General features: G+C 69.1%; 17 protein-coding genes. 8 read left to right on the forward strand and 9 right to left on the reverse strand.

What is annotated here, in order from left to right; translation table 11 throughout:
* Position 1 precedes the first annotated feature (1 nt).
* Genes nuoL through nuoN form a run of 3 tightly spaced genes read left to right on the forward strand, consistent with a single transcriptional unit; the run spans position 2 to position 5232 of the window.
* Entirely contained in the window at positions 2 to 1948 is a 1947-nt protein-coding gene (gene nuoL, locus PV679_RS11125; RefSeq protein ID WP_319679962.1) for an NADH-quinone oxidoreductase subunit L, read from the forward strand.
* Positions 1949 to 1954: 6 nt separating this feature from the next.
* Entirely contained in the window at positions 1955 to 3583 is a 1629-nt protein-coding gene (locus PV679_RS11130; protein WP_319679963.1) for an NADH-quinone oxidoreductase subunit M, read from the forward strand.
* Positions 3580 to 5232, forward strand: coding sequence for an NADH-quinone oxidoreductase subunit NuoN (gene nuoN / locus PV679_RS11135; RefSeq protein ID WP_319679964.1), 1653 nt, complete (start codon positions 3580 to 3582; stop codon positions 5230 to 5232). Before PV679_RS11130 ends, nuoN begins: the two co-directional genes overlap by 4 nt.
* A gap of 60 nt (positions 5233 to 5292) precedes the next feature.
* Here nuoN and PV679_RS11140 read toward each other — a convergent pair whose 3' ends face one another.
* From PV679_RS11140 to fahA, 3 genes are all read right to left on the reverse strand, one after another.
* Positions 5293 to 5901 (reverse strand): Uma2 family endonuclease, encoded by a 609-nt coding sequence (locus tag PV679_RS11140; protein ID WP_319679965.1) that lies wholly within the window; start codon positions 5899 to 5901, stop codon positions 5293 to 5295.
* Positions 5902 to 6019: 118 nt separating this feature from the next.
* A complete protein-coding gene (locus PV679_RS11145; protein WP_319679966.1) occupies positions 6020 to 6319 on the reverse strand; it encodes a hypothetical protein in 300 nt (99 codons plus the stop codon).
* On the reverse strand, positions 6316 to 7539 hold the full coding sequence (gene fahA / locus PV679_RS11150; protein WP_319679967.1) for a fumarylacetoacetase: 1224 nt from the start codon (positions 7537 to 7539) through the stop codon (positions 6316 to 6318). Before fahA ends, PV679_RS11145 begins: the two co-directional genes overlap by 4 nt.
* A gap of 422 nt (positions 7540 to 7961) precedes the next feature.
* Between fahA and PV679_RS11155 the strand changes: the two genes are divergently transcribed.
* From PV679_RS11155 to PV679_RS11170, 4 genes are all read left to right on the forward strand, one after another.
* The gene (locus PV679_RS11155) at positions 7962 to 8972 is read left to right on the forward strand and encodes a polyprenyl synthetase family protein (RefSeq protein WP_319679968.1); all 1011 of its coding nucleotides are present in this window, start codon (positions 7962 to 7964) and stop codon (positions 8970 to 8972) included.
* Between the two features lie 295 nt (positions 8973 to 9267).
* Complete coding sequence (locus PV679_RS11160; RefSeq protein WP_319679969.1) at positions 9268 to 10497, forward strand: sigma-E factor regulatory protein RseB domain-containing protein; 1230 nt, start codon at positions 9268 to 9270, stop codon at positions 10495 to 10497.
* A 115-nt stretch (positions 10498 to 10612) separates the two neighbouring features.
* Positions 10613 to 11572, forward strand: a complete 960-nt coding sequence (locus tag PV679_RS11165) for an ABC transporter ATP-binding protein (protein WP_319679970.1) — start codon at positions 10613 to 10615, stop codon at positions 11570 to 11572.
* A complete protein-coding gene (locus PV679_RS11170) occupies positions 11559 to 12464 on the forward strand; it encodes an ABC transporter permease (protein ID WP_319679971.1) in 906 nt (301 codons plus the stop codon). Before PV679_RS11165 ends, PV679_RS11170 begins: the two co-directional genes overlap by 14 nt.
* Before the next feature lie 290 nt (positions 12465 to 12754).
* Here PV679_RS11170 and PV679_RS11175 read toward each other — a convergent pair whose 3' ends face one another.
* From PV679_RS11175 to PV679_RS11190, 4 genes are all read right to left on the reverse strand, one after another.
* Positions 12755 to 14116 (reverse strand): M28 family metallopeptidase, encoded by a 1362-nt coding sequence (locus tag PV679_RS11175; RefSeq protein ID WP_319679972.1) that lies wholly within the window; start codon positions 14114 to 14116, stop codon positions 12755 to 12757.
* Between the two features lie 355 nt (positions 14117 to 14471).
* Positions 14472 to 14696: a hypothetical protein gene (locus tag PV679_RS11180; RefSeq protein ID WP_319679973.1), complete on the reverse strand. Its 225-nt coding sequence runs from the start codon at positions 14694 to 14696 to the stop codon at positions 14472 to 14474.
* A 254-nt stretch (positions 14697 to 14950) separates the two neighbouring features.
* Entirely contained in the window at positions 14951 to 15907 is a 957-nt protein-coding gene (gene rarD / locus PV679_RS11185; protein ID WP_416069697.1) for an EamA family transporter RarD, read from the reverse strand.
* 261 nt (positions 15908 to 16168) lie between these two features.
* Positions 16169 to 17029 carry an SDR family oxidoreductase gene (locus PV679_RS11190; RefSeq protein WP_319679974.1) on the reverse strand — a complete coding sequence of 287 codons (861 nt, stop codon included), beginning with the start codon at positions 17027 to 17029 and terminating at the stop codon, positions 16169 to 16171.
* Positions 17030 to 17132: 103 nt separating this feature from the next.
* Here PV679_RS11190 and PV679_RS11195 point away from each other — a divergent pair, with 103 nt between their 5' ends.
* Positions 17133 to 17576 (forward strand): helix-turn-helix domain-containing protein, encoded by a 444-nt coding sequence (locus PV679_RS11195; RefSeq protein WP_319679975.1) that lies wholly within the window; start codon positions 17133 to 17135, stop codon positions 17574 to 17576.
* Positions 17577 to 17608: 32 nt separating this feature from the next.
* Here PV679_RS11195 and PV679_RS11200 read toward each other — a convergent pair whose 3' ends face one another.
* Both PV679_RS11200 and PV679_RS11205 read right to left on the reverse strand, forming a co-directional pair.
* The gene (locus PV679_RS11200; protein WP_319679976.1) at positions 17609 to 18667 is read right to left on the reverse strand and encodes a 2-oxoacid:ferredoxin oxidoreductase subunit beta; all 1059 of its coding nucleotides are present in this window, start codon (positions 18665 to 18667) and stop codon (positions 17609 to 17611) included.
* On the reverse strand, positions 18660 to 20624 hold the full coding sequence (locus PV679_RS11205) for a 2-oxoacid:acceptor oxidoreductase subunit alpha (protein ID WP_319679977.1): 1965 nt from the start codon (positions 20622 to 20624) through the stop codon (positions 18660 to 18662). Before PV679_RS11205 ends, PV679_RS11200 begins: the two co-directional genes overlap by 8 nt.
* Between the last annotated feature and the right edge of the window lie 103 nt (positions 20625 to 20727).

The following is a 20727-nucleotide window of genomic DNA, read 5'->3' on the forward strand; positions in this document are numbered from 1 at the left end:
CGTGGAGAACTTGATTGCGCTGCTTGTCGCGGCGCCTCTGCTCGGAGCGGCCGTCCTGCTGTGCGGCGGGCGCAGGCTCGACCGCGCGGGCCACTGGCTCGGCACACTGCTGGCCGCCGCGTCCTTTGTCATCGGCGTGGTGCTCTTCAGCGGCATGCTCGGCAGGAGCGGCGAAGAACGCTCCCTGCACCAGCATCTGTTCAGCTGGATCCCGGTCGAGGGCTTCCAGGCGGACGTCGCCTTCCAGCTCGACCAGTTGTCGATGACCTTCGTACTGCTGATCACCGGTGTGGGCACGCTGATCCACATCTACTCGATCGGATACATGGAGCACGACGAGCGGCGCCGCCGTTTCTTCGGCTATCTGAATCTGTTCCTGGCGGCGATGCTGCTGCTGGTCCTCGCCGACAACTACCTGCTGCTGTACATGGGCTGGGAGGGCGTCGGTCTCGCCTCGTACCTGCTCATCGGGTTCTGGCAGCACAAGCCCAGCGCGGCCACGGCGGCCAAGAAGGCGTTCCTGGTCAACCGGGTCGGCGACATGGGTCTGTCGATCGCGATCATGCTGATGTTCACCACCTTCGGGACCTTCGCCTTCGGGCCGGTGCTGGAGGCCGCGGGCGACGCGACCGAGGGCAAGCTGACGGCGATCGGCCTGATGCTGCTGCTGGCCGCCTGCGGCAAGTCGGCCCAGGTGCCGCTCCAGTCCTGGCTGGGCGACGCGATGGAGGGCCCGACCCCGGTCTCGGCCCTGATCCACGCGGCGACGATGGTGACCGCCGGCGTCTATCTGATCACCCGGTCCGGCGCGATCTTCAACGGCGCTCCGGACGCGCAGCTCGCGGTCGTGGTGGTCGGTGCGGTGACGCTCCTGTTCGGTGCGATCGTCGGTTGCGCCAAGGACGACATCAAGAAGGCCCTCGCGGGCTCGACGATGTCGCAGATCGGCTACATGATCCTGGCGGCGGGCCTCGGTCCGATCGGCTATGTCTTCGCGATCATGCACCTGGTGACACACGGCTTCTTCAAGGCGGGGCTCTTCCTCGGCGCCGGATCCGTCATGCACGGCATGAACGACGAAGTCGACATGCGGAAGTACGGCGGCCTGCGGAAGTACATGCCGGTCACCTTCGTCACCTTCGGTCTCGGCTATCTCGCGATCATCGGCTTCCCGGGTCTGTCCGGCTTCTGGTCCAAGGACAAGATCATCGAGGCGGCCTTCGCCAAGGGCGGCACGGAGGGCTGGATCCTCGGCGCGGTCACGCTGCTGGGCGCGGCGATCACCGCGTACTACATGACGCGCGTGATGCTGCTGACCTTCTTCGGCGAGGAGCGGTGGCGCAAGACGGCCACCGCGTCCCCGGCGGAGCCGGGCGTCGAGCCGGCCGCCGAGGAGCGCGGCGAGCACGCCGTTCCGCATCCGCACGAGTCGCCCAGGTCGATGACCATCCCGATGATCGTGCTCGCTTTCGGTTCGGTCTTCGCCGGTGGTCTCTTCAGCATCGGCGAGTCCTTTGTGAAGTGGCTGGAGCCGGTGACGCGGTTCGAACACGGTGAGCCGCCGATCAGCGCCGGAGCGGTCACCGCCTCGACGGTCGTGGTGCTGCTGATCGGTGTCGGGATCGCCTGGGCCCAGTACGGCCGGCGCCCGGTGCCTCGCGTCGCGCCGCGTGGCTCCCTGCTCACCCGCGCCGCTCGCCGCGATCTTCTCCAGGACGACTTCAACCATGTGGTCCTGGTGCGCGGCGGCGAGCATCTCACCCGCTCTCTCGTCTATGTCGACCACACCTTGGTGGACGGAGTGGTCAACGGCACCGCGGCATCCTTCGGCGGGCTCTCCGGCCGGCTGCGCAAGCTGCAGAACGGCTACGCCCGCACCTACGCGGTCTCGATGTTCGGAGGTACGGCAGTGCTCATCGCCGCGACCCTGCTGATGAGGGCGGTGTAATCGGATATGTCGTTCCCTCTTCTGACGGTGACGGCCGCGCTTCCCGCGGTCGGCGCGATCGCCACGGCGGCCGTCCCGGCCGCCCGGCGCACCGCCGCCAAATGGCTGGCGCTGCTCTTCTCGCTCGCCACGCTCGTGCTGGCCGCCATCGTGCTGGTCCGCTTCGAGCCCGGCGGTGACCGCTATCAGCTCACCGAGTCGCATGCCTGGATCGCGGACTTCGGTGTCCGGTACGAACTGGGCGTGGACGGCATCGGGGTGGCCCTGCTCGCGCTGACCGCACTGCTGATCCCGTTTGTGATCCTGGCGGGCTGGCACGACGCCGATCCGCTGGAGACGGACTCCGCGGGCCGCTCGGCGGTGAGCGAGGCGAACCGCCGCTGGCGGCCGACGCAGGGCTTCTTCGCGCTGATCCTGATGGTCGAGGCGATGGTGATCCTCTCCTTCGAGGCCACCGACGTCTTCCTCTTCTACATCCTCTTCGAAGCCATGCTCATCCCGATGTACTTCCTCATCGGAGGCTTCGGGGACCGCGCGGCGCCCGCCCAGTTCGCCGCCACCGCGGCGGGCGGCGGTGATGACGCCGCCGCCACGCAACGCTCGTACGCGGCCGTCAAGTTCCTCCTCTACAACCTGGCCGGCGGTCTGATCATGCTGGCCGCGGTCATCGGGCTCTATGTGGTCGCCGGGAGCTTCTCGCTCTCCGAGATCGCCCAGGCGCGGGCCGACGGCTCGCTGTCCATCGCGACCAGCACCGAGCGGTGGCTCTTCCTCGGCTTCTTCTTCGCCTTCGCGGTGAAGGCGCCGCTGTGGCCGCTGCACACCTGGCTGCCCAACGCCATGGGCGAGGCCACCGCGCCCGTCGCCGTGCTGATCACCGCGGTGGTCGACAAGGTCGGCACCTTCGCGATGCTGCGCTTCTGCCTCCAGCTCTTCCCGGAGGCGTCCAAGTGGGCCACCCCGGTGATCCTGGTACTGGCGCTGATCAGCATCGTGTACGGGGCGCTGCTGGCGGTCGGTCAGCGCGACATCAAGCGTCTGATCGCCTACGCGTCGATCTCGCACTTCGGCTTCATCATCATGGGCATCTTCGCGATGACCAGCCAGGGCCAGTCGGGCGCCACGCTCTACATGGTCAACCACGGGATCTCGACGGCCGCGCTGATGCTGGTGGCCGGCTTCCTGATCTCGCGGCGCGGCTCGCGGCTCATCGAGGACTACGGCGGTGTGCAGAAGGTCGCGCCGGTCCTCGCCGGTACGTTCCTGATCGGCGGCCTCGCCACCCTCTCGCTGCCGGGACTCTCTCCGTTCGTGAGTGAATTCCTGGTCCTGGTCGGGACGTTCAGCCGGTATCCGGTGATCGGCATCATCGCCACCACCGGCATCGTGCTGGCCGCTCTGTATGTCCTCGTCCTCTACCAGCGCACGATGACCGGCGCGGTGAGGGCCGAGGTCCGGAGCATGCCGGATCTGCGGGTCCGGGAGCTGGTGGTCGTCACTCCGCTGATCGCGCTGCTCCTCTTCCTGGGCGTCTATCCGAAGCCGCTGACCGAGATCGTCAACCCGGCGGTGCAGCACACGCTGTCCGACGTACAGAAGACCGATCCCAAGCCCGAGGTGGAGGCCGCTCCGTGAGTGCGACTGCTGTCCACAGCCCCTGGACAACCATGGCGGCCGACGGGATCAACAAGATCCCGGCCCCGGACATCGAATACGCGCAGCTCGCACCGGCACTGATCGTGGTGGGCGCCGCGATCCTGGGTGTGCTGGTCGAGGCGTTCGTCCCACGCAAGGGGCGCTACCACGCGCAGCTCTTCCTCTCGGTCGTCGCCCTGGCCGCCGCCTTCGCGGCGGTGATCGCGCTCGCGGCCGGCGGATACGGCTCGACCAAGGCGCATGTCGCGGCGATGGGCGCCATCGCCGTCGACGGTCCGACGCTCTTCCTCCAGGGCACGATCCTGCTGTCCTCGGTCGTCGCCGTGTTCACCTTCGCCGAGCGCAGGCTCGACCCGGAGAGCCACGGCGGCCGCGTCGACTCCTTCGCCGCGCAGGCCGCCTCCGTACCGGGCAGTGACAGCGAGAAGGCGGCGGTCAGGGCCGGGTTCACCACCACCGAGGTGTTCCCGCTGGCGCTGTTCGCCGTCGCCGGCATGCTGGTCTTCCCGGCGGCCAATGACCTGCTGACACTCTTCATCGCGCTGGAAGTCTTCTCGCTCCCGCTCTATCTCCTCTGCGCCCTCGCCCGCCGCAAGCGGCTGATGTCGCAGGAGGCGGCGGTCAAGTACTTCCTGCTGGGGGCCTTCTCGTCGGCGTTCCTGCTCTTCGGGATCGCTCTGCTGTACGGGTACGCGGGCTCCGTGTCGTACGCGCGGATCGCGGAGGTGGTCGACGGCACCGTCCAGAACATCAACCCGGCGCTCGCCGACACCATGGGCAACGACGCGCTGCTGCTGATCGGCGGCGCGATGATCCTGACGGGTCTGCTCTTCAAGGTCGGCGCGGTGCCGTTCCACATGTGGACCCCGGACGTCTACCAGGGCGCTCCGACTCCGGTCACCGGCTTCATGGCCGCCGCGACCAAGGTGGCCGCCTTCGGGGCGCTGCTGCGGCTGCTGTACGTCGTCCTGCCGGGCCTGCGCTGGGACTGGCGGCCGGTGATGTGGGCCGTCGCCATCATCACCATGCTGGGCGGCGCGATCGTGGCCATCACGCAGACCGACATCAAGCGGCTTCTGGCGTACTCGTCGATCGCGCACGCCGGCTTCATCCTGGCCGGTGTGATCGCGGCGACGCCCGACGGGATCTCGTCCGTCCTCTTCTATCTCGCGGCGTACTCCTTCGTCACGATCGGCGCGTTCGCGGTTGTCACGCTGGTGCGCGACGCGGGCGGTGAGGCGACGCATCTCTCCAAGTGGGCGGGCCTGGGACGGCGTTCGCCGCTGGTGGCGGCGGTCTTCGCGGTCTTTCTGCTCGCCTTCGCCGGTATTCCGCTGACCTCGGGCTTCTCCGGGAAGTTCGCGGTCTTCAAGGCGGCGGCGGACGGTGGCGCGGGAGCGCTGGTGGTGGTCGGTGTGATCGCCTCGGCGATCGCGGCCTTCTTCTACATCCGCGTCATCGTGCTGATGTTCTTCAGCGAGCCGAAGGCCGACGGCCCGACGGTGGCGGTGCCGTCGCCGCTGACGACGACGGCGATCGGCGTGGGCGTGGCGGTCACGCTGGTGCTGGGTGTGGCCCCGCAGTACTTCCTGGACCTGGCCGGACAGGCGGGCGTCTTCGTACGGTAGGCGGCGCGCACAGACACGCGGAGGGCCCGGCATGCTGGTGCCGGGCCCTCCGCGTGTCGGCTACGCCTGACCGGCGGTGCGGCGGCGCGGAGTGATGGTGGTGAGATCCAGATCGACGGGGAACGGGACCGAGACCTTCATCCGGTCGTGGAAGATCCCGGTGCTGGTGTAGGCGCCGGTGGCCGGCTCCAGCTCGAAGACGTAGACCACGGCCCGGCCGTCGTGATTCTCCACCCGCCAGTAGTGCGGGATCTTGGCGCGGGCGTACTTCAGCGGCTTGGTCTCCCGATCCCGCGACCGTGACTCCGGGGAGACGACCTCGACGGCGAGCAGCACGGACTCGGCGGGAAACCGGGTCTGTTCGGGGTCGTCGACGATGTCTCCGCGCACGGCGATGACATCGGGCTCCGGCCGGTTGTACCGGTCGATGTCGATGGAGAACTCACGGACGATCTCCAGGTCGGCGGGAGCCACGGACTGGAGCTGCCATTCGAAGAAGGTGACTGCCCGTGAGTGGAAAAGAGTCTGCGGACGCACGAAGACGAGGCTCCCGTCGATCAGCTCCGTGTGCGGAGGCAGGTTCGGAAGCCGGTCCAGATCGTCGGCGGTCCAGCCGCCGTCCGGCGGGGTCGGCCACGTGGGCTCAGGGGCCTCGGGTTCGACGCTCATCAGTGCTCCCATGGGACGGAGTCTCGCGGGTTCTGCCAGCGTAACCGCCGGATACAAGATCAAGCTCCCTCGCACGTGGGAAGGCGGCGTGTGGCGTTGACGTGCGCGCGGCGCCCGCTCATTCCGGCCGGGCGGGCAGTCCGCGTGCCGCGTCCGTGCAGCCGTCCATCCACGCGGCGTTGGTGTCCACGCCGTCCGTCTCCGCGTGTTCGCCGCACTCCGACTCGGCGGCGCCGAGCGAAACCTCGCCGCCGCCGCCGAGATGGCCGGCCGGCCCCTCGTCCCGGCCGAAGCGGTAACCGTCCTCATACCGGGCCGCCGGAGTCTGTTCCGCACCGCAGCCCGTGAGCGCGGGAGCGGAGAGGAGCAGGGAGAGGACGAGGAGAGCGGCACGGGCGCCGCCGTGCCGGCCGGTCATCGGGCCACGATCCGGCCGGTCACCTCGCCCAGGCCGACCCGGGTGCCGTCGGGGCCGGGGGCCCAGGCTGTCAGGGTGACCTCGTCGCCGTCCTCCAGGAACGTGCGCTTGCCGGTGGGCAGTTCGAGAGGTTCGGTGCCGTTCCAGGTGAGTTCGAGGAGGGAGCCGCGCTGCTCGCGCGCGGCGCCGCTGACCGTGCCGGAGGCGAAGAGGTCTCCCGTACGGAGCGAGGCACCGTTGACCGTCAGATGGGCGAGCTGCTGGGCGGCCGTCCAGTACATGGAGGAGAACGGCGGCTCGGAGATCACCTCGCCATTGAGCGAGACGGAGATCCGCAGGTCGAAGCCGCCCGGCTGCTCGTCGTCCGTGTCGTCCAGATACGGGAGCGGCTGCTCGGTACGGGCCGGAGGCGTCACGCGTGCCGCGTCCAGGGCCTCCAGCGGAGTGACCCAGGCGGAGACGGACGTGGCGAAGGACTTTCCGAGGAACGGGCCGAGCGGCACATACTCCCAGGCCTGGATGTCGCGCGCGGACCAGTCGTTGAGGAGGCAGAGCCCGAAGACATGGTCGCGGAAGGACGTCAGCTCCACCGGAGTGCCCTGCCGGGACGGCGTGCCGACCACGAAGCCGACCTCCGCCTCGATGTCGAGCTTGACGGACGGCCCGAAGACGGGCGCCGGGTCGGCGGGAGCCCTGCGCTGGCCGGAGGGGCGCGCCACGTCCGTACCGGAGACGACGATCGTGCCGGCCCTGCCGTGGTAACCGATCGGCAGGTGCTTCCAGTTGGCCGGCAGCGCGTCGCCGTCGGGCCGGAAGATCCGGCCCACATTGGTGGCGTGGTGCTCGCTCGAATAGAAGTCGACATAGTCGGCGACCTCGTACGGCAGATGCAGCGTGACGGATCCGAGCGGATGGAGGAGCGGCTCTATGTCCGCCCGGTGCGCGGGGACGGTGACCCAGGCGGTGAGAGCGCGGCGGACATCGCGCCAGGCCGTGCGACCGGCCGCCATCAGCGGGTTGAGACTCGGCCGGTCCAGCAGCGCGGCATATGGAGAGCCCAGGACGTGCGCCGCCGCTCCCGCGTCGAGCACCTGATCGCCGATGCGGACCCCGAGCCGGCGGCGGTCGGGCTCGTCGGCGGTGGAGAAGACTCCGTACGGCAGATTGTGCGGACCGAAGGGATCGCCCTCGGCCGGTTCGAGCGGGCTCTGCTCGGGCATCGGTGCTGCCTCGCTTTCCGGATCGGTGCAGGACACGTTACGTCGCTGTTGCCCAGCGGCGGCAGTGGTGAAAAGTCCGCATTGACCGAAAAGAGGCAAGCATACCGGCCCGGTTGGAGGATGTACCGGCGGTAGCCCTCAATGGGCCCTCGACGTGACCTGACGGGCCGAAGGGCCCGGAGCTTCGGAGCGGCCGGAGCGGGCATGATCGTCGCCGGGTCCGGCCGCTCGCCGTTCGCTTCCGTTCCGGCCGCCGTTACCGGACAAAAGTTCTAGCACTGGTCGTATGGCTGATCCCGAACATACCGGCGGTGCCGGGAAGGCGCCCATGGTGATCGAAAGGCGACCGGATACGCTGACTTGAGTGAAGACAACGACACATCGACAATCCGTGTGAGCGTCAGTAGACAGGAGTACCTCTCGTGACCGTCGTCGGGCCGTTCGGGCTGAGCGTGCGGGACCAGGCTCTTGAGGCCGATGTCCAGACCGGATTGGCGGGTGTCGAGGCGGGGTTGCTCGAAGCCACCAAGAGCGAGGTGCCGTTCATCACCGAGGCCGCGCAGCACCTGGTGCGGGCCGGTGGCAAACGGTTCCGTCCGCTGCTGGTGATGCTCGCCGCGCAGTTCGGTGACCCGTACGCGCCCGGTGTCGTCCCGGCGGCCGTGGTCGTCGAGCTGACCCATCTCGCGACGCTGTACCACGACGACGTGATGGACGAGGCGGAGGTCCGCCGCGGAGTCGACAGCGCCAACGCCCGCTGGGGCAACTCGGTCGCCGTCCTCACGGGTGATTTTCTCTTCGCGCGCGCCTCGCACATCCTGGCCGACCTCGGCCCCGAGGCCGTCCGTATCCAGGCGGAGGCATTCGAACGGCTGGTCACGGGTCAGATCCTGGAGACGGCGGGGCCGCGTGACGGCCGCGATCCTGTCGACCACTACCTCGATGTCATCTCGGGCAAGACCGGCTCGCTGATCGCCGTTTCGGTGCGGTTCGGCGCGATGATGTCCGGCGCGGACGAGTCGGTCGTCGACATCCTCACCCAGTACGGCGAGCGGCTCGGCGTCGCCTTCCAGCTCGCCGACGACGTCCTCGACATCGCCAGCGACTCCCACGAGTCGGGCAAGACGCCCGGCACCGATCTGCGTGAGGGCATCCCCACGCTGCCGGTGCTGCTGCTGCGCGCGCAGGCCGAGGCGCACGGCAAGCAGGAAGACCTGGAGCTGGTCGAGCTGCTGGACGGCGATCTGGCGGACGACGCCCTGCACGCGAAGGCGCTGGCTCTGCTGCGCGCGCACCCGGCCCTGGAGCGGGCGCGGCGTGACACGGTGCGGTACGCGGAGGCGGCGCGGGCCACGCTGACGCCGCTGCCGGAGGGCTATGCGAAGTCCGCGCTGATCGAGCTGTGCGACGCGGTGGTCCACCGCGCGGGCTGACCCGCGCGATGTGCTCCACCGCGCGGTTCCGCCGTGCGCGCGGAGCGGACCGGCATCACCCAGGTGGTGGAGGCGACCGCTCGTTTTTCCGCCAACCCCTACTGGACGGGGCAGGTATCTCATCGGTTTGTCATCCCAGAGCAGTACGCGAAGTTGCTCCCGCGGTCTGACGCTTGGGGACGGCCGATTTGGTCAGATGGACAACACCACTCCTGACCAATTCGGGTGAGAATGGCGGCAAGGAGTGGACGAGCGCAACGGACGGAAGGCCGCCGACCACGGAGGTAGGGCACACATGGCACCGAAGGACAGCGCACAGACCACCGATGACGACATGGGCCCGGGCGCGGGCCGTCGCAAGGCGGCGCGCTACGCGGTCCCGGTCGCGGTGGCCGGAGTGGCCGCGGCGACCATCGGGCTCGTTCCGGCACTCGCGGCGCAGGGCGAACCCGAGCTGCCGAAGATCAGCGCACAGCAGCTCATCGAGAAGATCGCCGCGTCGGGCACCGAACAGCTCTCCGGCTCGGTGAAGATCACCACGGATCTCGGTCTCCCGTCACTGGGCGGCCTCGACGGTGCGGCCGGAAGCGCGTTCGCGTCCGGAGGCGGCGAAGGCGCCCGCGGCTCGTCGGCCGACCCGAACGCCAAGCTGATGGAGCTCAGCTCCGGCACGCACACGCTGCGGGTCGCGGCGGACGGCCCCGGCAAGCAGCGCGTGTCGATCCTGGAGGACGCGGCCGAGTACAGCCTCGTCCACAACGGCGACGAGGTCTGGGCGTACGACAGCGCCTCCAACGAGGCCTATCACGCCACCGCGCCGAAGGACGCGTCCCAGAACGAAAAGCAGCGGCTTCCGAGGGACGTGCCGGCCACGCCGCAGGAGTTCGCCGCACAGGCGATCAAGGCCGCCGGTGACACCACCTCGGTGAGTGTCGACGGTACGTCGCGGGTCGCCGGACGTGACGCGTACCAGCTTCTCATCAAGCCCAAGCAGGCCGCCGATTCCACGGTCGGCTCGATCAGGATCGCGGTCGATGTGAAGACCGGCACTCCGCTCAAGTTCACTCTCTCGCCGAGCAGCGGCGGCAAGGCCGTCGTCGACGTGGGCTTCACCAGGATCAGCTTCGCCAAGCCGGCCGCCGCCACGTTCGACTTCGAGCCGCCCAGGGGCGCGAAGGTGACGCGTGGCGCCGACCACAAGGCGCCGGAGATTCCGGGGACGGACGACGCCAAGGGATTCCGGAGCGCCAGTGAACCGAAGGTCATCGGCGAGGGCTGGAACGTGGTCTACGAGCTGGCGTCGCCGGACGTGAAGGGCTCGCCCGGACCGTCCAAGGCCGGTGAGATGCCGCACGACGCGCAGAAGTTCGTGGACGCGCTGGGCGACAAGGTCTCCGGGAAATTCGGCACGGGCCGGGTCTTCCAGACCCGTCTGGTCAACGCGCTGATGACGGAGGACGGCAAGGTCTACGTCGGCGCGGTGACAAAGGACGCGCTGGTCAAGGCCGCCAACCAGGCCGGCTGACGCGACAGCGGCCCGCCCCGTCGTACGCTCCGTACGGCGGGGCGGAACGCTGACCGGGACCGGTCCGTTCCGCCGGGAGAGACCACGGCCCCGACCGGGAGAATGGGGAAGCGAGATGACAGCCGTCAGCACCGATAGCGGGACAGTCATCGAGACACGCGGACTCACCAAGCGCTACCGCGGCGGACAGCTCGCCGTCGACCGTCTCGACCTGTCCGTACCCGCCGGCAGCGTCTTCGGCTTCCTCGGCCCCAACGGCTCGGGCAAGACCACCACCATCCGGATGCTGATGGGCCTGATAGAGCCGACCGCCGGCTCGGCCACACTCCTCGGACGGCCCGTGCCGCGCGCCGCCCGAGGCGTCCTGCCGCAGGTGGGCGCGCTGATCGAGGGTCCCGCGCTGTACGGGTTCCTGAGCGGCCGGGACAATCTCGTACGGTACGACTCCGCCGATCCCACGGCCGATCCGCGCACCCGGCGCGCCCGGGTCGCGCAGGCGCTGGACCGGGTCGGGCTGACCGCCGCCGGTGGCAAGAAGGCGAAGGCGTACTCCCTCGGTATGAAGCAGCGGCTCGGGCTGGCGGCGGCACTGCTCCAGCCGCGCCGTCTGCTGGTGCTCGACGAGCCGACGAACGGTCTCGATCCGCAGGGCATGCGGGAGATCAGGACGCTGGTGCGGGAGCTGACGGCGGACGGCACGACCGTCTTTCTCTCCTCGCATCTCCTCGACGAGATCGAGCAGGTGTGCACGCATGCCGCGGTGATGGCCCGGGGCCGGCTGCTCGTCCAGGGACCGGTCGCCGATCTGGCGGCCGGCTCCCGGGGCCGGCTGGCCGTCACCACTCCCGATCCCGGCGAGGCCGCCCGCGTACTGAAGGAACGGGGAGTCACCGACGTGGCCGTGGCGGAGGAACGCGTGAGCGGTGAGCTCCCGGCGGGCGAGACGGAGCCGGCGGATCTCAACGCGGCGCTCGTGCGGGCCGGAGTACGGGTCCGGTCCTTCGGCGTGGAGCGGGTCTCACTGGAGGACGCCTTTGTCGCGCTGACCGGCGAGGGCTTCGATGTCGTCGGCTGAGGCGCTGGATACGGCGGACATCCCGCCGGGCCGGCCGGGAGGCCGGGAGACCCGGCTGTGGTGGACACTCGGTCTCTTCCGCTCCGAGCTGGTCATCACCTTCAGACGCTGGCGCACCCTGGCGCTCCTGGCCGTACTGGGCGCCGTTCCCGTCCTGATCGGTATCGCCGTGAAGATAGAGACGAGCGACGGCGGTGGGATCGGCCGCGGCCAGGGAGGCGGTCCCGCCTTTCTCACGCAGGTCACCAACAACGGACTGTTCCTGGTCTTCGCCGCGCTCGCCGTGACGCTGCCCGTCTTCCTGCCGATGGCGGTCGGAGTCGTCGCGGGCGACGCGATCGCCGGCGAGGCCAACAGCGGGACACTGCGCTATCTGCTGGTCGCGCCGGCCGGACGCACCCGGCTGCTGCTCGCCAAGTACGCGTCCGTCCTGGTGTTCTGCCTGGCCGCCACGGCGGCCGTGGCGGCCTCGGCGCTCGCCGTCGGCGCGCTGCTCTTCCCGCTCGGTGAGGTCACCACGATCTCCGGCACCCGGATCTCCTTCGGCGAGGGGCTGGGCCGGGCCGCGCTGATCGCGGTGATCGTCGCCGCGTCGCTGATCGGACTCGCGGCGCTCGGCCTGTTCATCTCGACCGTGACCAACAGCGGGATCGCGGCCATGGCGGCGACGGTAGGGCTGCTGATCACCGTGCAGATCCTGGACACGATTCCGCAGCTTCACGCGATCCAGCCGTATCTCTTCTCGCACTACTGGCTGTCGTTCGCGGATGTGCTGCGCGAGCCGGTCTACTGGGACGAGCTGGTCAGGAATCTGGGACTCCAGGCGCTGTACGCGGCGGTGTTCGGCTCCGCGGCCTGGGCCAGATTCACCTCGAAGGACATCACGGTCTGAGGCGGCGCGCCGTTCCGCGTACGCGCCCGCGCGGCGGCCATCCCGGTCGCGGCGGCCCGGACGGCCGCGTACGCGCGCTGTCCGCACGCACACGCGGTCGTCCGAAACACGTCCTAGGCCCTGTCTGACACATCCCGCCTGGCCTGCGACGTCTGGCACGCACGCTCACCGCGTTGTCGGAGTCATCCGAGTACGTCCAGTACACGGATGATCCTCCGCCTTGGGATCGCACGCACCAGACGTCGCAGGCCCCGCCCTCCGGGCGGACGGCGCTATGTGTCAGACACGGCCTAGAAGGTCAGCCGCCAGCTATCGATGTAGCCCGTGTCCGAGGACGCGATGTCCTGCACCCGGAGCTTCCAGACACCGTTGGCGACCTCGCTCGACGCGTTCACCGTGTAGGTGGCGATCACGTTGTCCGCCGAGTCGCTGCCGCTGGAGTTCTTCAGCCGGTAGGCGGTGCCGTCCGGCGCGAGCAGGTCGATGACCAGATCACCGCGCCAGGTGTGCTTGATGTCCACGCCCACCTTGAGCGCCGGAGGCGCGTTGCCCGTGAGGCCGGAGACGGTCACCGACGAGGTGATGGCGGCGCCGTTGTCCGGGACGGTGACATCGGCGAGGTTCTCGAAGACCGTGCCGGCCGGCGGGACGGTGGTGGCCGCCGAGAGTGTCCAGACCGCGTAGGCGATGGCGTCGCTGTTGCGGTCGAGCACCGTGTCGTTGATGTTGGCGGTGGTGTCGCAGGAGGCGTGGTAGCAGCGGTCGAACGCCTGGCCGGAAGTGCCGCCCCACTTCTGCGCCTGCGCGGCGGTCTTGATGTAGTCCGCGCCGCTGAAGAGGCCGCCGACCGGGATGCCCACGTTCTGGAACGGGGCATGGTCGGAGCGGCCGTCGCCCTCGGTCTCGATCTCCGTCGGGATGCCGATACCCGCGTAGTAGTCCTTGAAGGTCTGCTCGATCTCCGGATCGTCGTCGTAGACGAAGTAGCCGGGGTTCGGAGATCCGATCATGTCGAAGTTCAGATAGCCGCTGATCTTCGCACGCTCGGCGGACGGCAAGTTGTTGACGTAGTACTTCGAGCCGATCAGACCCAGCTCTTCCGCGCCCCACCAGGCGAAACGCAGATGCTTCGCCGGCTGGAGCTGCGCCCTGGAGACGGCGAGCGCGGCTTCGAGGGTGGCGGCGGACCCGGAGCCGTTGTCGTTGATACCGGCGCCCGAGGTGACCGAGTCGAGGTGAGCGCCGGACATGACGACCTGGTTCGGATCGCCGCCGGGCCAGTCGGCTATCAGGTTGTAGCCGGTGGCGCCGCTGGAGGTGAACTGCTGGACGGAGGTGGTGAATCCGGCCGCGTCCAGCTTGCCCTTCACATAATTGACCGACGCCAGATAGCCGGCCCGGCCATGAGCGCGGTTGCCGCCGTTGGCGGCGGCGATCGACGACAACTGCGTCAGATGCGCCTTGACGTTGGCGAGCGGGATGTCGGGTGCGGCGAGGACGGCGGACGGCGCGGATCTGAGTGTGGGCGGCGCGGCCATGGGCGCCGCTGTCGCGGCCGGCGCGGCGGTGACGAGCAGCCCGGCGAGAGCGAGCCCGGCGGCCGTGGCCGTACGCGTGGATATTCGGCGTGCTCCGGGAACGGAGATTTTCATGTGGGGGCTCCGGATTCCGTACGGGGACAGGACGGAACGTGCGAGACGCCCCACGACGGCTGCGACGTGAGGCGTTTGGAGCTGCTGGCGCGCTGCGCGTGAATGGTGCGTGCGCTGTGCGTGCTGAATGGTGAGTGAAAGGCTGACTCACCGTCAAGGGCGCGAACCGGTCATGGGAGTTCGCTGACCGGACCTCCGCTGTCCCCGGCCCGGTCCTCGGTACGTCCGTCTCGTCGCCGTGACGCCGGTTCAGCCACAGGACGGCGCTCGGCCAAACCGGTGAACGCGCGCGGCGAATCTGGTGGATGCGCGCGGTGGACCTGGTGGATGTGTTCAGCGAGCCTGGTGAATGTGGTCAGGGAACCTGGTGGATGTAGAGGGCGCCGCACGCGTGGCAGAGGGGCTGCCCGGCAGGTGTGCCCCAGGCGTCGGACGACTGTGTGAGGGCGGCCGGATCCAGGTCGCGTCCGCACAGGGCCGTCGACTCGTTGACTCTGGTCATGTGCCACACCTCAAGTCGAGCGTTCCGGTCCTGGGGCGAGTCGCCTTCCGCGTACTCCGCGCGCATTTCGTATTGCATGGTTCAACTCCTGATCGTGTGATGACCCATGGCGCGACATTGGGAGTGAATGGTCATCAAGGACGCACGCGGTGGTGGCGTTTCGACTTGTCGCGGCCCGCGCAGAGATGTCCTCGGCGCACGGGTCGGTTGAAACGGAATCAGCAATGCCCGCGCCGGAGCGCGGGAGCACACGCCCATGACACGGATAGGTGCTGCTGAAACGTTTCTGTGATCGGCCGTTCGGCGGCGGCAGCCGCCGCGCGGCGGGCGCGTCAGCTCGCTGGTTCCCGGGTGCCGGGAACCGGATCCGGCGATCCGTCCGGGGCCGGAGTGAGCGGCGCGGCCGGGCCGCCGGACGGGTCCGCCGCCGCGATCGCGGACAGCCGCTGGGCCTCGGCTCTCGTACGGTGGGCCGTGCGCAGCGCGTCCCAGGTGAGAATCGTCAGCGCAAGCCAGACCAGCGAGAAGCCCGCCCACCGCTCCGCCGGCATCGCCTCGTGGAAGTACGCGACGCCCAGCAGGAACTGGAAGACCGGGGCGAGATACTGCAACAGCCCCAGCGTCGACAGCGGTACCCGTATCGCCGCCGCGCCGAAGCAGATCAGCGGCACGGCGGTGACCACGCCTGTCGCGGCGAGCAGAGCGGAATGGCCCGCGCCCTCGGTGGCGAAGGTGGACGATCCGGACGCGCTCAGCCACACCAGATAGCCCAGCGCAGGCAGGAACAGGACGGCGGTCTCCGCCGCCAGCGATTCCAGACCGCCGATATTGATCTTCTTCTTGACCAGGCCGTATGTCGCGAACGAGAAGGCCAGCGTCAGCGAGACCCAGGGCGGCTGACCGTATCCGATCGCGAGTACCAGTACGGCTGCCAGACCGACGAGGACCGCCGTCCACTGGGCTGGCCGCAGCCGCTCCTTGAGCAGGAGGACGCCCATGGCGATGGTCACCAGCGGGTTGATGAAGTAGCCCAGGGACGCCTCGACGACCCGGCCGGTGTTGACGGCCCAGATGTAGAAGCCCCAGTTGACGGTGATCACGACGGCGGCCACGGCGATGAGCCCCAGCTTGCGCGGCTGCCGTACCAACTCCCGAATCCATCCCCAGCGGCGCAGCGCGAGCAGCCCGATCGCCACGAAGACCAGCGACCAGGCCATCCGGTGGGCGAGGATCTCCATCGCTCCGGCCGGTTTGAGCAGCGGCCAGAAGAGCGGGACCAGTCCCCACATCCCGTAGGCGCCGATCCCGTACAGCAGTCCTGTCCGCTGATTGCCGTCCGCCTTCACTGGCCCTCCCGCACTCCGCACGCCGTCACGGCGCCGCACCGTCTCGACATCCTGTCGAAGGTAGCGCCGCGCGGGCCGCGATGTCATGTTCGTATCGTCATACGGTCATGACGCGTGGGTGGGAGAGAGGGAGGGGCAGGCGGCCTTGGATCCCGGGCTCCGGTCCGAGGTCTTGGGCCTCGGGCCGGATTCCGGGCTCGGGTCTCAGGCCTTGAGTGCCTCCGCGATCGAGTCGGCGAGCGGTGTGGTCGGGCGGCCGATGAGCCGGCCCAGGTCGCCCGTCCGGCGGCTGAGCAGTCCCTGGCCGATCGCGGTGTCCACGCCGACGAACACCGCGGCCACCGGCTCAGGCACGCCCGCGCCGGTGAGGATCTCAAGCCGCTCTCCGGGAGTGACCTCGGTGTAGGTGATGGTCCGGCCCGTCTGCCGCGACAGTTCCGCCGCGTACTCGGCGAAGGACCACGCCGCGTCGCCGCTCAGCTCGTAGGCGACGCCGACATGCCCGTCACCGGTCAGCACGGCGGCAGCCGCCGCCGCGTAGTCCGCGCGGGCGGCGGAGGCGATACGGCCCTCGCCCGCGTTGGCCACCACGGCTCCGTTCTCCAGCACGGGAGCGAGGTTCTCGGTGTAGTTCTCCGTGTACCAGCCATTGCGCAGGAAGGTGTACGGCAGTCCGGAGTCGAGGATGGCCTGTTCGGTGGCCTTGTGCTCGGCGGCCAGTTCGAAGTCGGCCTCCGGGCCGCCCAGTACGCCCGTGTACGCGAGCTGCGCCACACCGGCGGCCCGCGCCGCGTCGATGGCGGCGGTGTGCTGCGCTACGCGCCGGCCGACCTCGCTGCCCGAGATCAGCAGCACGCGGTCGCCGGCGTGGAAGGCATCGGCCAGCGTCTCGGGCCGGTCGTAGTCGGCGAGGCGCAGCTCGACACCGCGCGCCGCGAGATCCGCCGCCTTCTCCTTGCTCCGTACGGCGGCGGCGATCTCCGAGGCCGGGACATCGGCGGCCAGCAGGGACTCGACGACAAGACGGCCGAGGTGTCCGGTTGCTGCTGTGACAACGATGCTCATGGGGGGTATTTCTCCAGTTCCTGTGGTTGCGTGGCGCTCCGCCACTCACCCTACGATGGGCACTTACCGAGGGAAAGTACCCACCTTCAAGTAAGGTACTGGTGTGGATGTAACCAGCGAGTCCCGGCCGGAGATCAAGCCGCCCAATGTCAATCTGCCCCTGTGTCCCTCCCGGCTCGTCCTGGAACACGTCACCAGTCGCTGGGGCGTGCTTGTGCTGGCCAGCCTGCTGGAGCGCTCGTACCGCTTCAGTGAACTGCGGCGCGAGGTGGGCGGTGTCAGCGAGAAGATGCTCGCCCAGACCCTCCGGACACTGGAGCGCGACGGCTTTGTCCACCGTGATGCCAAGCCCGTGATCCCGCCGCGCGTGGACTACTCGCTCACGGAGCTGGGACGGGAGGCCGCGGAGCAGGTGTGGGGCCTGGCGCGCTGGACGGAACGGCGGCTGGACGAGGTGTTCACGGCGCGCGAGTCCTACGACGCGGCCCGGGTCTCGGAGAGTGGACCGGCCTCGATCCCGGCGCATGACGAGGCCCGGACCTCCTGAGAGATCCGGGCCCGGGCGCGGCGGCGCTCTGGTCAGCCGACGACGGTCCAGGTGTCGCCACCGGCGAGCATCGAGGACAGATCACCCTTGCCGTGCCGCTCGACGGCCGTGTCGAGCTGGTCCGACATCAAGGTGTCGTAGACGGGCCTTTCGACACTGCGCAGCACGCCGATGGGCGTGTGGTGCAGCGTGTCCGGGTCCGCGAGGCGGGACAGGGCGAACGCGGTGGTGGGGCTCGCCGCGTGGGCGTCATGGACGAGAATCCGTGACTCGTTCTCGGAGGTGACGGCCACCACCTCCAGGTCGCCGGTGGCCGGATTCCGGACCACGCCCTTCGAGCCCTCGGCGCCGAAGCGGATCGGCCGGCCGTGCTCCAGCCGGATCACGGCCTCTTCGGCCTGCTGCTTGTCCTTGAGGACGTCGAAGGCGCCGTCGTTGAAGATATTGCAGTTCTGGTAGATCTCCACCAGCGCGGTACCGGGATGGTCGGCGGCCTGGCGCAGCACCTCGGTGAGGTGCTTGCGGTCGGAGTCGACCGTCCGGGCCACGAACGACGCCTCCGCGCCGATCGCCAGCGACACCGGATTGAAAGGCGCGTCGAGCGAGCCCATCGGTGTCGACTTGGTGATCTTCCCGACCTCGGAGGTGGGGGAGTACTGCCCCTTGGTCAGACCGTAGATCCGGTTGTTGAACAGCAGGATCTTGAGGTTGACGTTCCGGCGCAGCGCGTGGATGAGGTGGTTGCCGCCGATGGAGAGCGCGTCGCCGTCGCCGGTGACGACCCAGACGGACAGATCGCGGCGCGAGGTGGCCAGACCGGTGGCGATGGCCGGGGCCCGGCCGTGGATGGAGTGCATCCCGTAGGTGTTCATGTAGTACGGGAAGCGGGAGGAGCAGCCGATGCCGGAGACAAAGACGATGTTCTCCTTGGCGAGGCCCAGCTCGGGCATGAAGCCCTGGACCGCCGCGAGAACGGCGTAGTCACCGCAGCCGGGGCACCAGCGGACCTCCTGGTCCGACTTGAAGTCCTTCATGGACTGCTTGGCCTCGGCCTTGGGGACCAGCGTCAGCAACTCGTTCGTATCAGACATCGATGGCCTCCTTGAGTGCCGTGGCGAGCTGCTCGGCCTTGAACGGCATGCCGTTGACCTGGTTGTACGAGTGGGCGTCGACGAGGTACTTCGCTCGCAGCAGCGTGGCGAGCTGGCCGAGGTTCATCTCCGGCACCACGACCTTGTCGTAACGCCCCAGGATCTCGCCGAGGTTGCGCGGGAACGGATTGATATGGCGCAGATGCGCCTGCGCGATCGGCGTGCCTTCCTTCCGCAGCCTGCGGACGGCGGCGGTGATGGGCCCGTAGGTGGAGCCCCAGCCCAGCACCAGCGTGCGGGCGCCGTCCGGGTCGTCGACGGTCAGATCGGGCACCTCGATGCCGTCGATCTTGGCCTGGCGGGTACGCACCATGAAGTCGTGGTTGGCCGGGTCGTACGAGATGTTGCCCGTGCCGTCCTGCTTCTCGATTCCGCCGATGCGGTGTTCGAGGCCCGGTGTGCCGGGCACCGCCCAGGGACGGGCGAGGGTCTCCGGGTCACGCTTGTACGGCCAGAACACCTCGGTCCCGTCCGCCAGTTCATGGTTGGGTCCGGTCGCGAACCGCACGCGCAGGTCGGGGAGTTCCTCCGGCTCCGGGATGCGCCAGGGCTCGGAGCCGTTGGCGAGATAGCCGTCGGAGAGCAGGAAGACCGGCGTCCGGTAGGTCAGTGCGATCCGGGCCGCTTCCAGCGCGGCGTCGAAGCAGTCCGCCGGAGTACGCGGCGCGACCACCGGGACGGGCGCCTCGCCGTTGCGTCCGTACATCGCCTGGAGCAGATCGGCCTGTTCGGTTTTGGTGGGCAGGCCGGTGGAGGGGCCGCCGCGCTGGATGGCGACGACCAGCAGTGGCAGTTCCAGCGAGACCGCCAGGCCGATCGTCTCCGACTTGAGGGCCACTCCGGGCCCCGAGGTGGTGGTGACGGCCAGTGAGCCGCCGAAGGCCGCGCCCAGCGCCGCGCCGATGGCGGCGATCTCGTCCTCGGCCTGGAAGGTCCGGACGCCGAAGTTCTTGTGCCGCGACAGCTCGTGCAGGATGTCGGAGGCCGGTGTGATCGGGTACGAGCCCAGATAGAGCGGCAGCTCCGCCTGGTGGCCGGCGGCGATCAAGCCGTACGACAGCGCCAGATTCCCGGAGATGTTGCGGTACGTACCGGGCGGGAACGCGGCGCCGGCCGGTGCGACCTCGTACGAGACGGCGAAGTCCTCGGTCGTCTCGCCGAAGTTCCAGCCGGCGCGGAACGCGGCCACGTTCGCCTCGGCGATCTGCGGCTTCTTGGCGAACTTGGTCCGCAGGAACTTCTCGGTTCCCTCCGTCGGCCGGTTGTACATCCACGACAGCAGTCCGAGCGCGAACATGTTCTTCGAGCGCTCGGCCTCCTTGCGGGAGAGACCGAACTCCTTGAGGGCCTCGATCGTCAGTGTGGTCAGCGGCACCGGGTGGACCTGGTAGCCGTCCAGCGAGCCGTCTTCGAGCGGCGAGGTCAGATAACCGACCTTGGCCATCGGGCGCTTGGTGAACTCGTCGGTGTTCACGATGATTTCCGCGCCGCGCGGCACATCGCCGATGTTCGCCTTCAGCGCGGCCGGGTTCATCGCGACCAGGACATTGGGTGCGTCACCCGGAGTGAGGATGTCGTGATCGGCGAAGTGGAGCTGGAACGAGGAGACGCCCGGCAGCGTCCCGGCGGGCGCCCTGATCTCGGCGGGGAAGTTCGGCAGCGTCGACAGGTCGTTCCCGAACGACGCCGTCTCCGAGGTGAACCGGTCACCCGTCAGTTGCATCCCGTCGCCCGAGTCACCCGCGAAGCGGATGATGACCCGGTCCAGACGGCGGACTTCCTTCTCGCCGGCACCTTCCTGTCCGGACAGAGGGACTCGCTGTTCCCCGACGGCGCCTTCGCTGGCGTCGTCGGCCTCATCGGCACGCTCGGCTGGGCTACTGACCTGGCTGGTCACTGAACTGGACCTCCTTCGAGGCGGCGGCTCGGGACTGACCGGCCACCCGGCAGTCCCGGAGGCCACCCTACGTCGGTAAGGGTCGCCTTCCCTGGACCGGTCG

Origin of the sequence: Streptomyces sp. AK02-01A (assembly GCF_033795305.1) — a bacterium.
GTDB lineage: Bacteria > Actinomycetota > Actinomycetes > Streptomycetales > Streptomycetaceae > Streptomyces.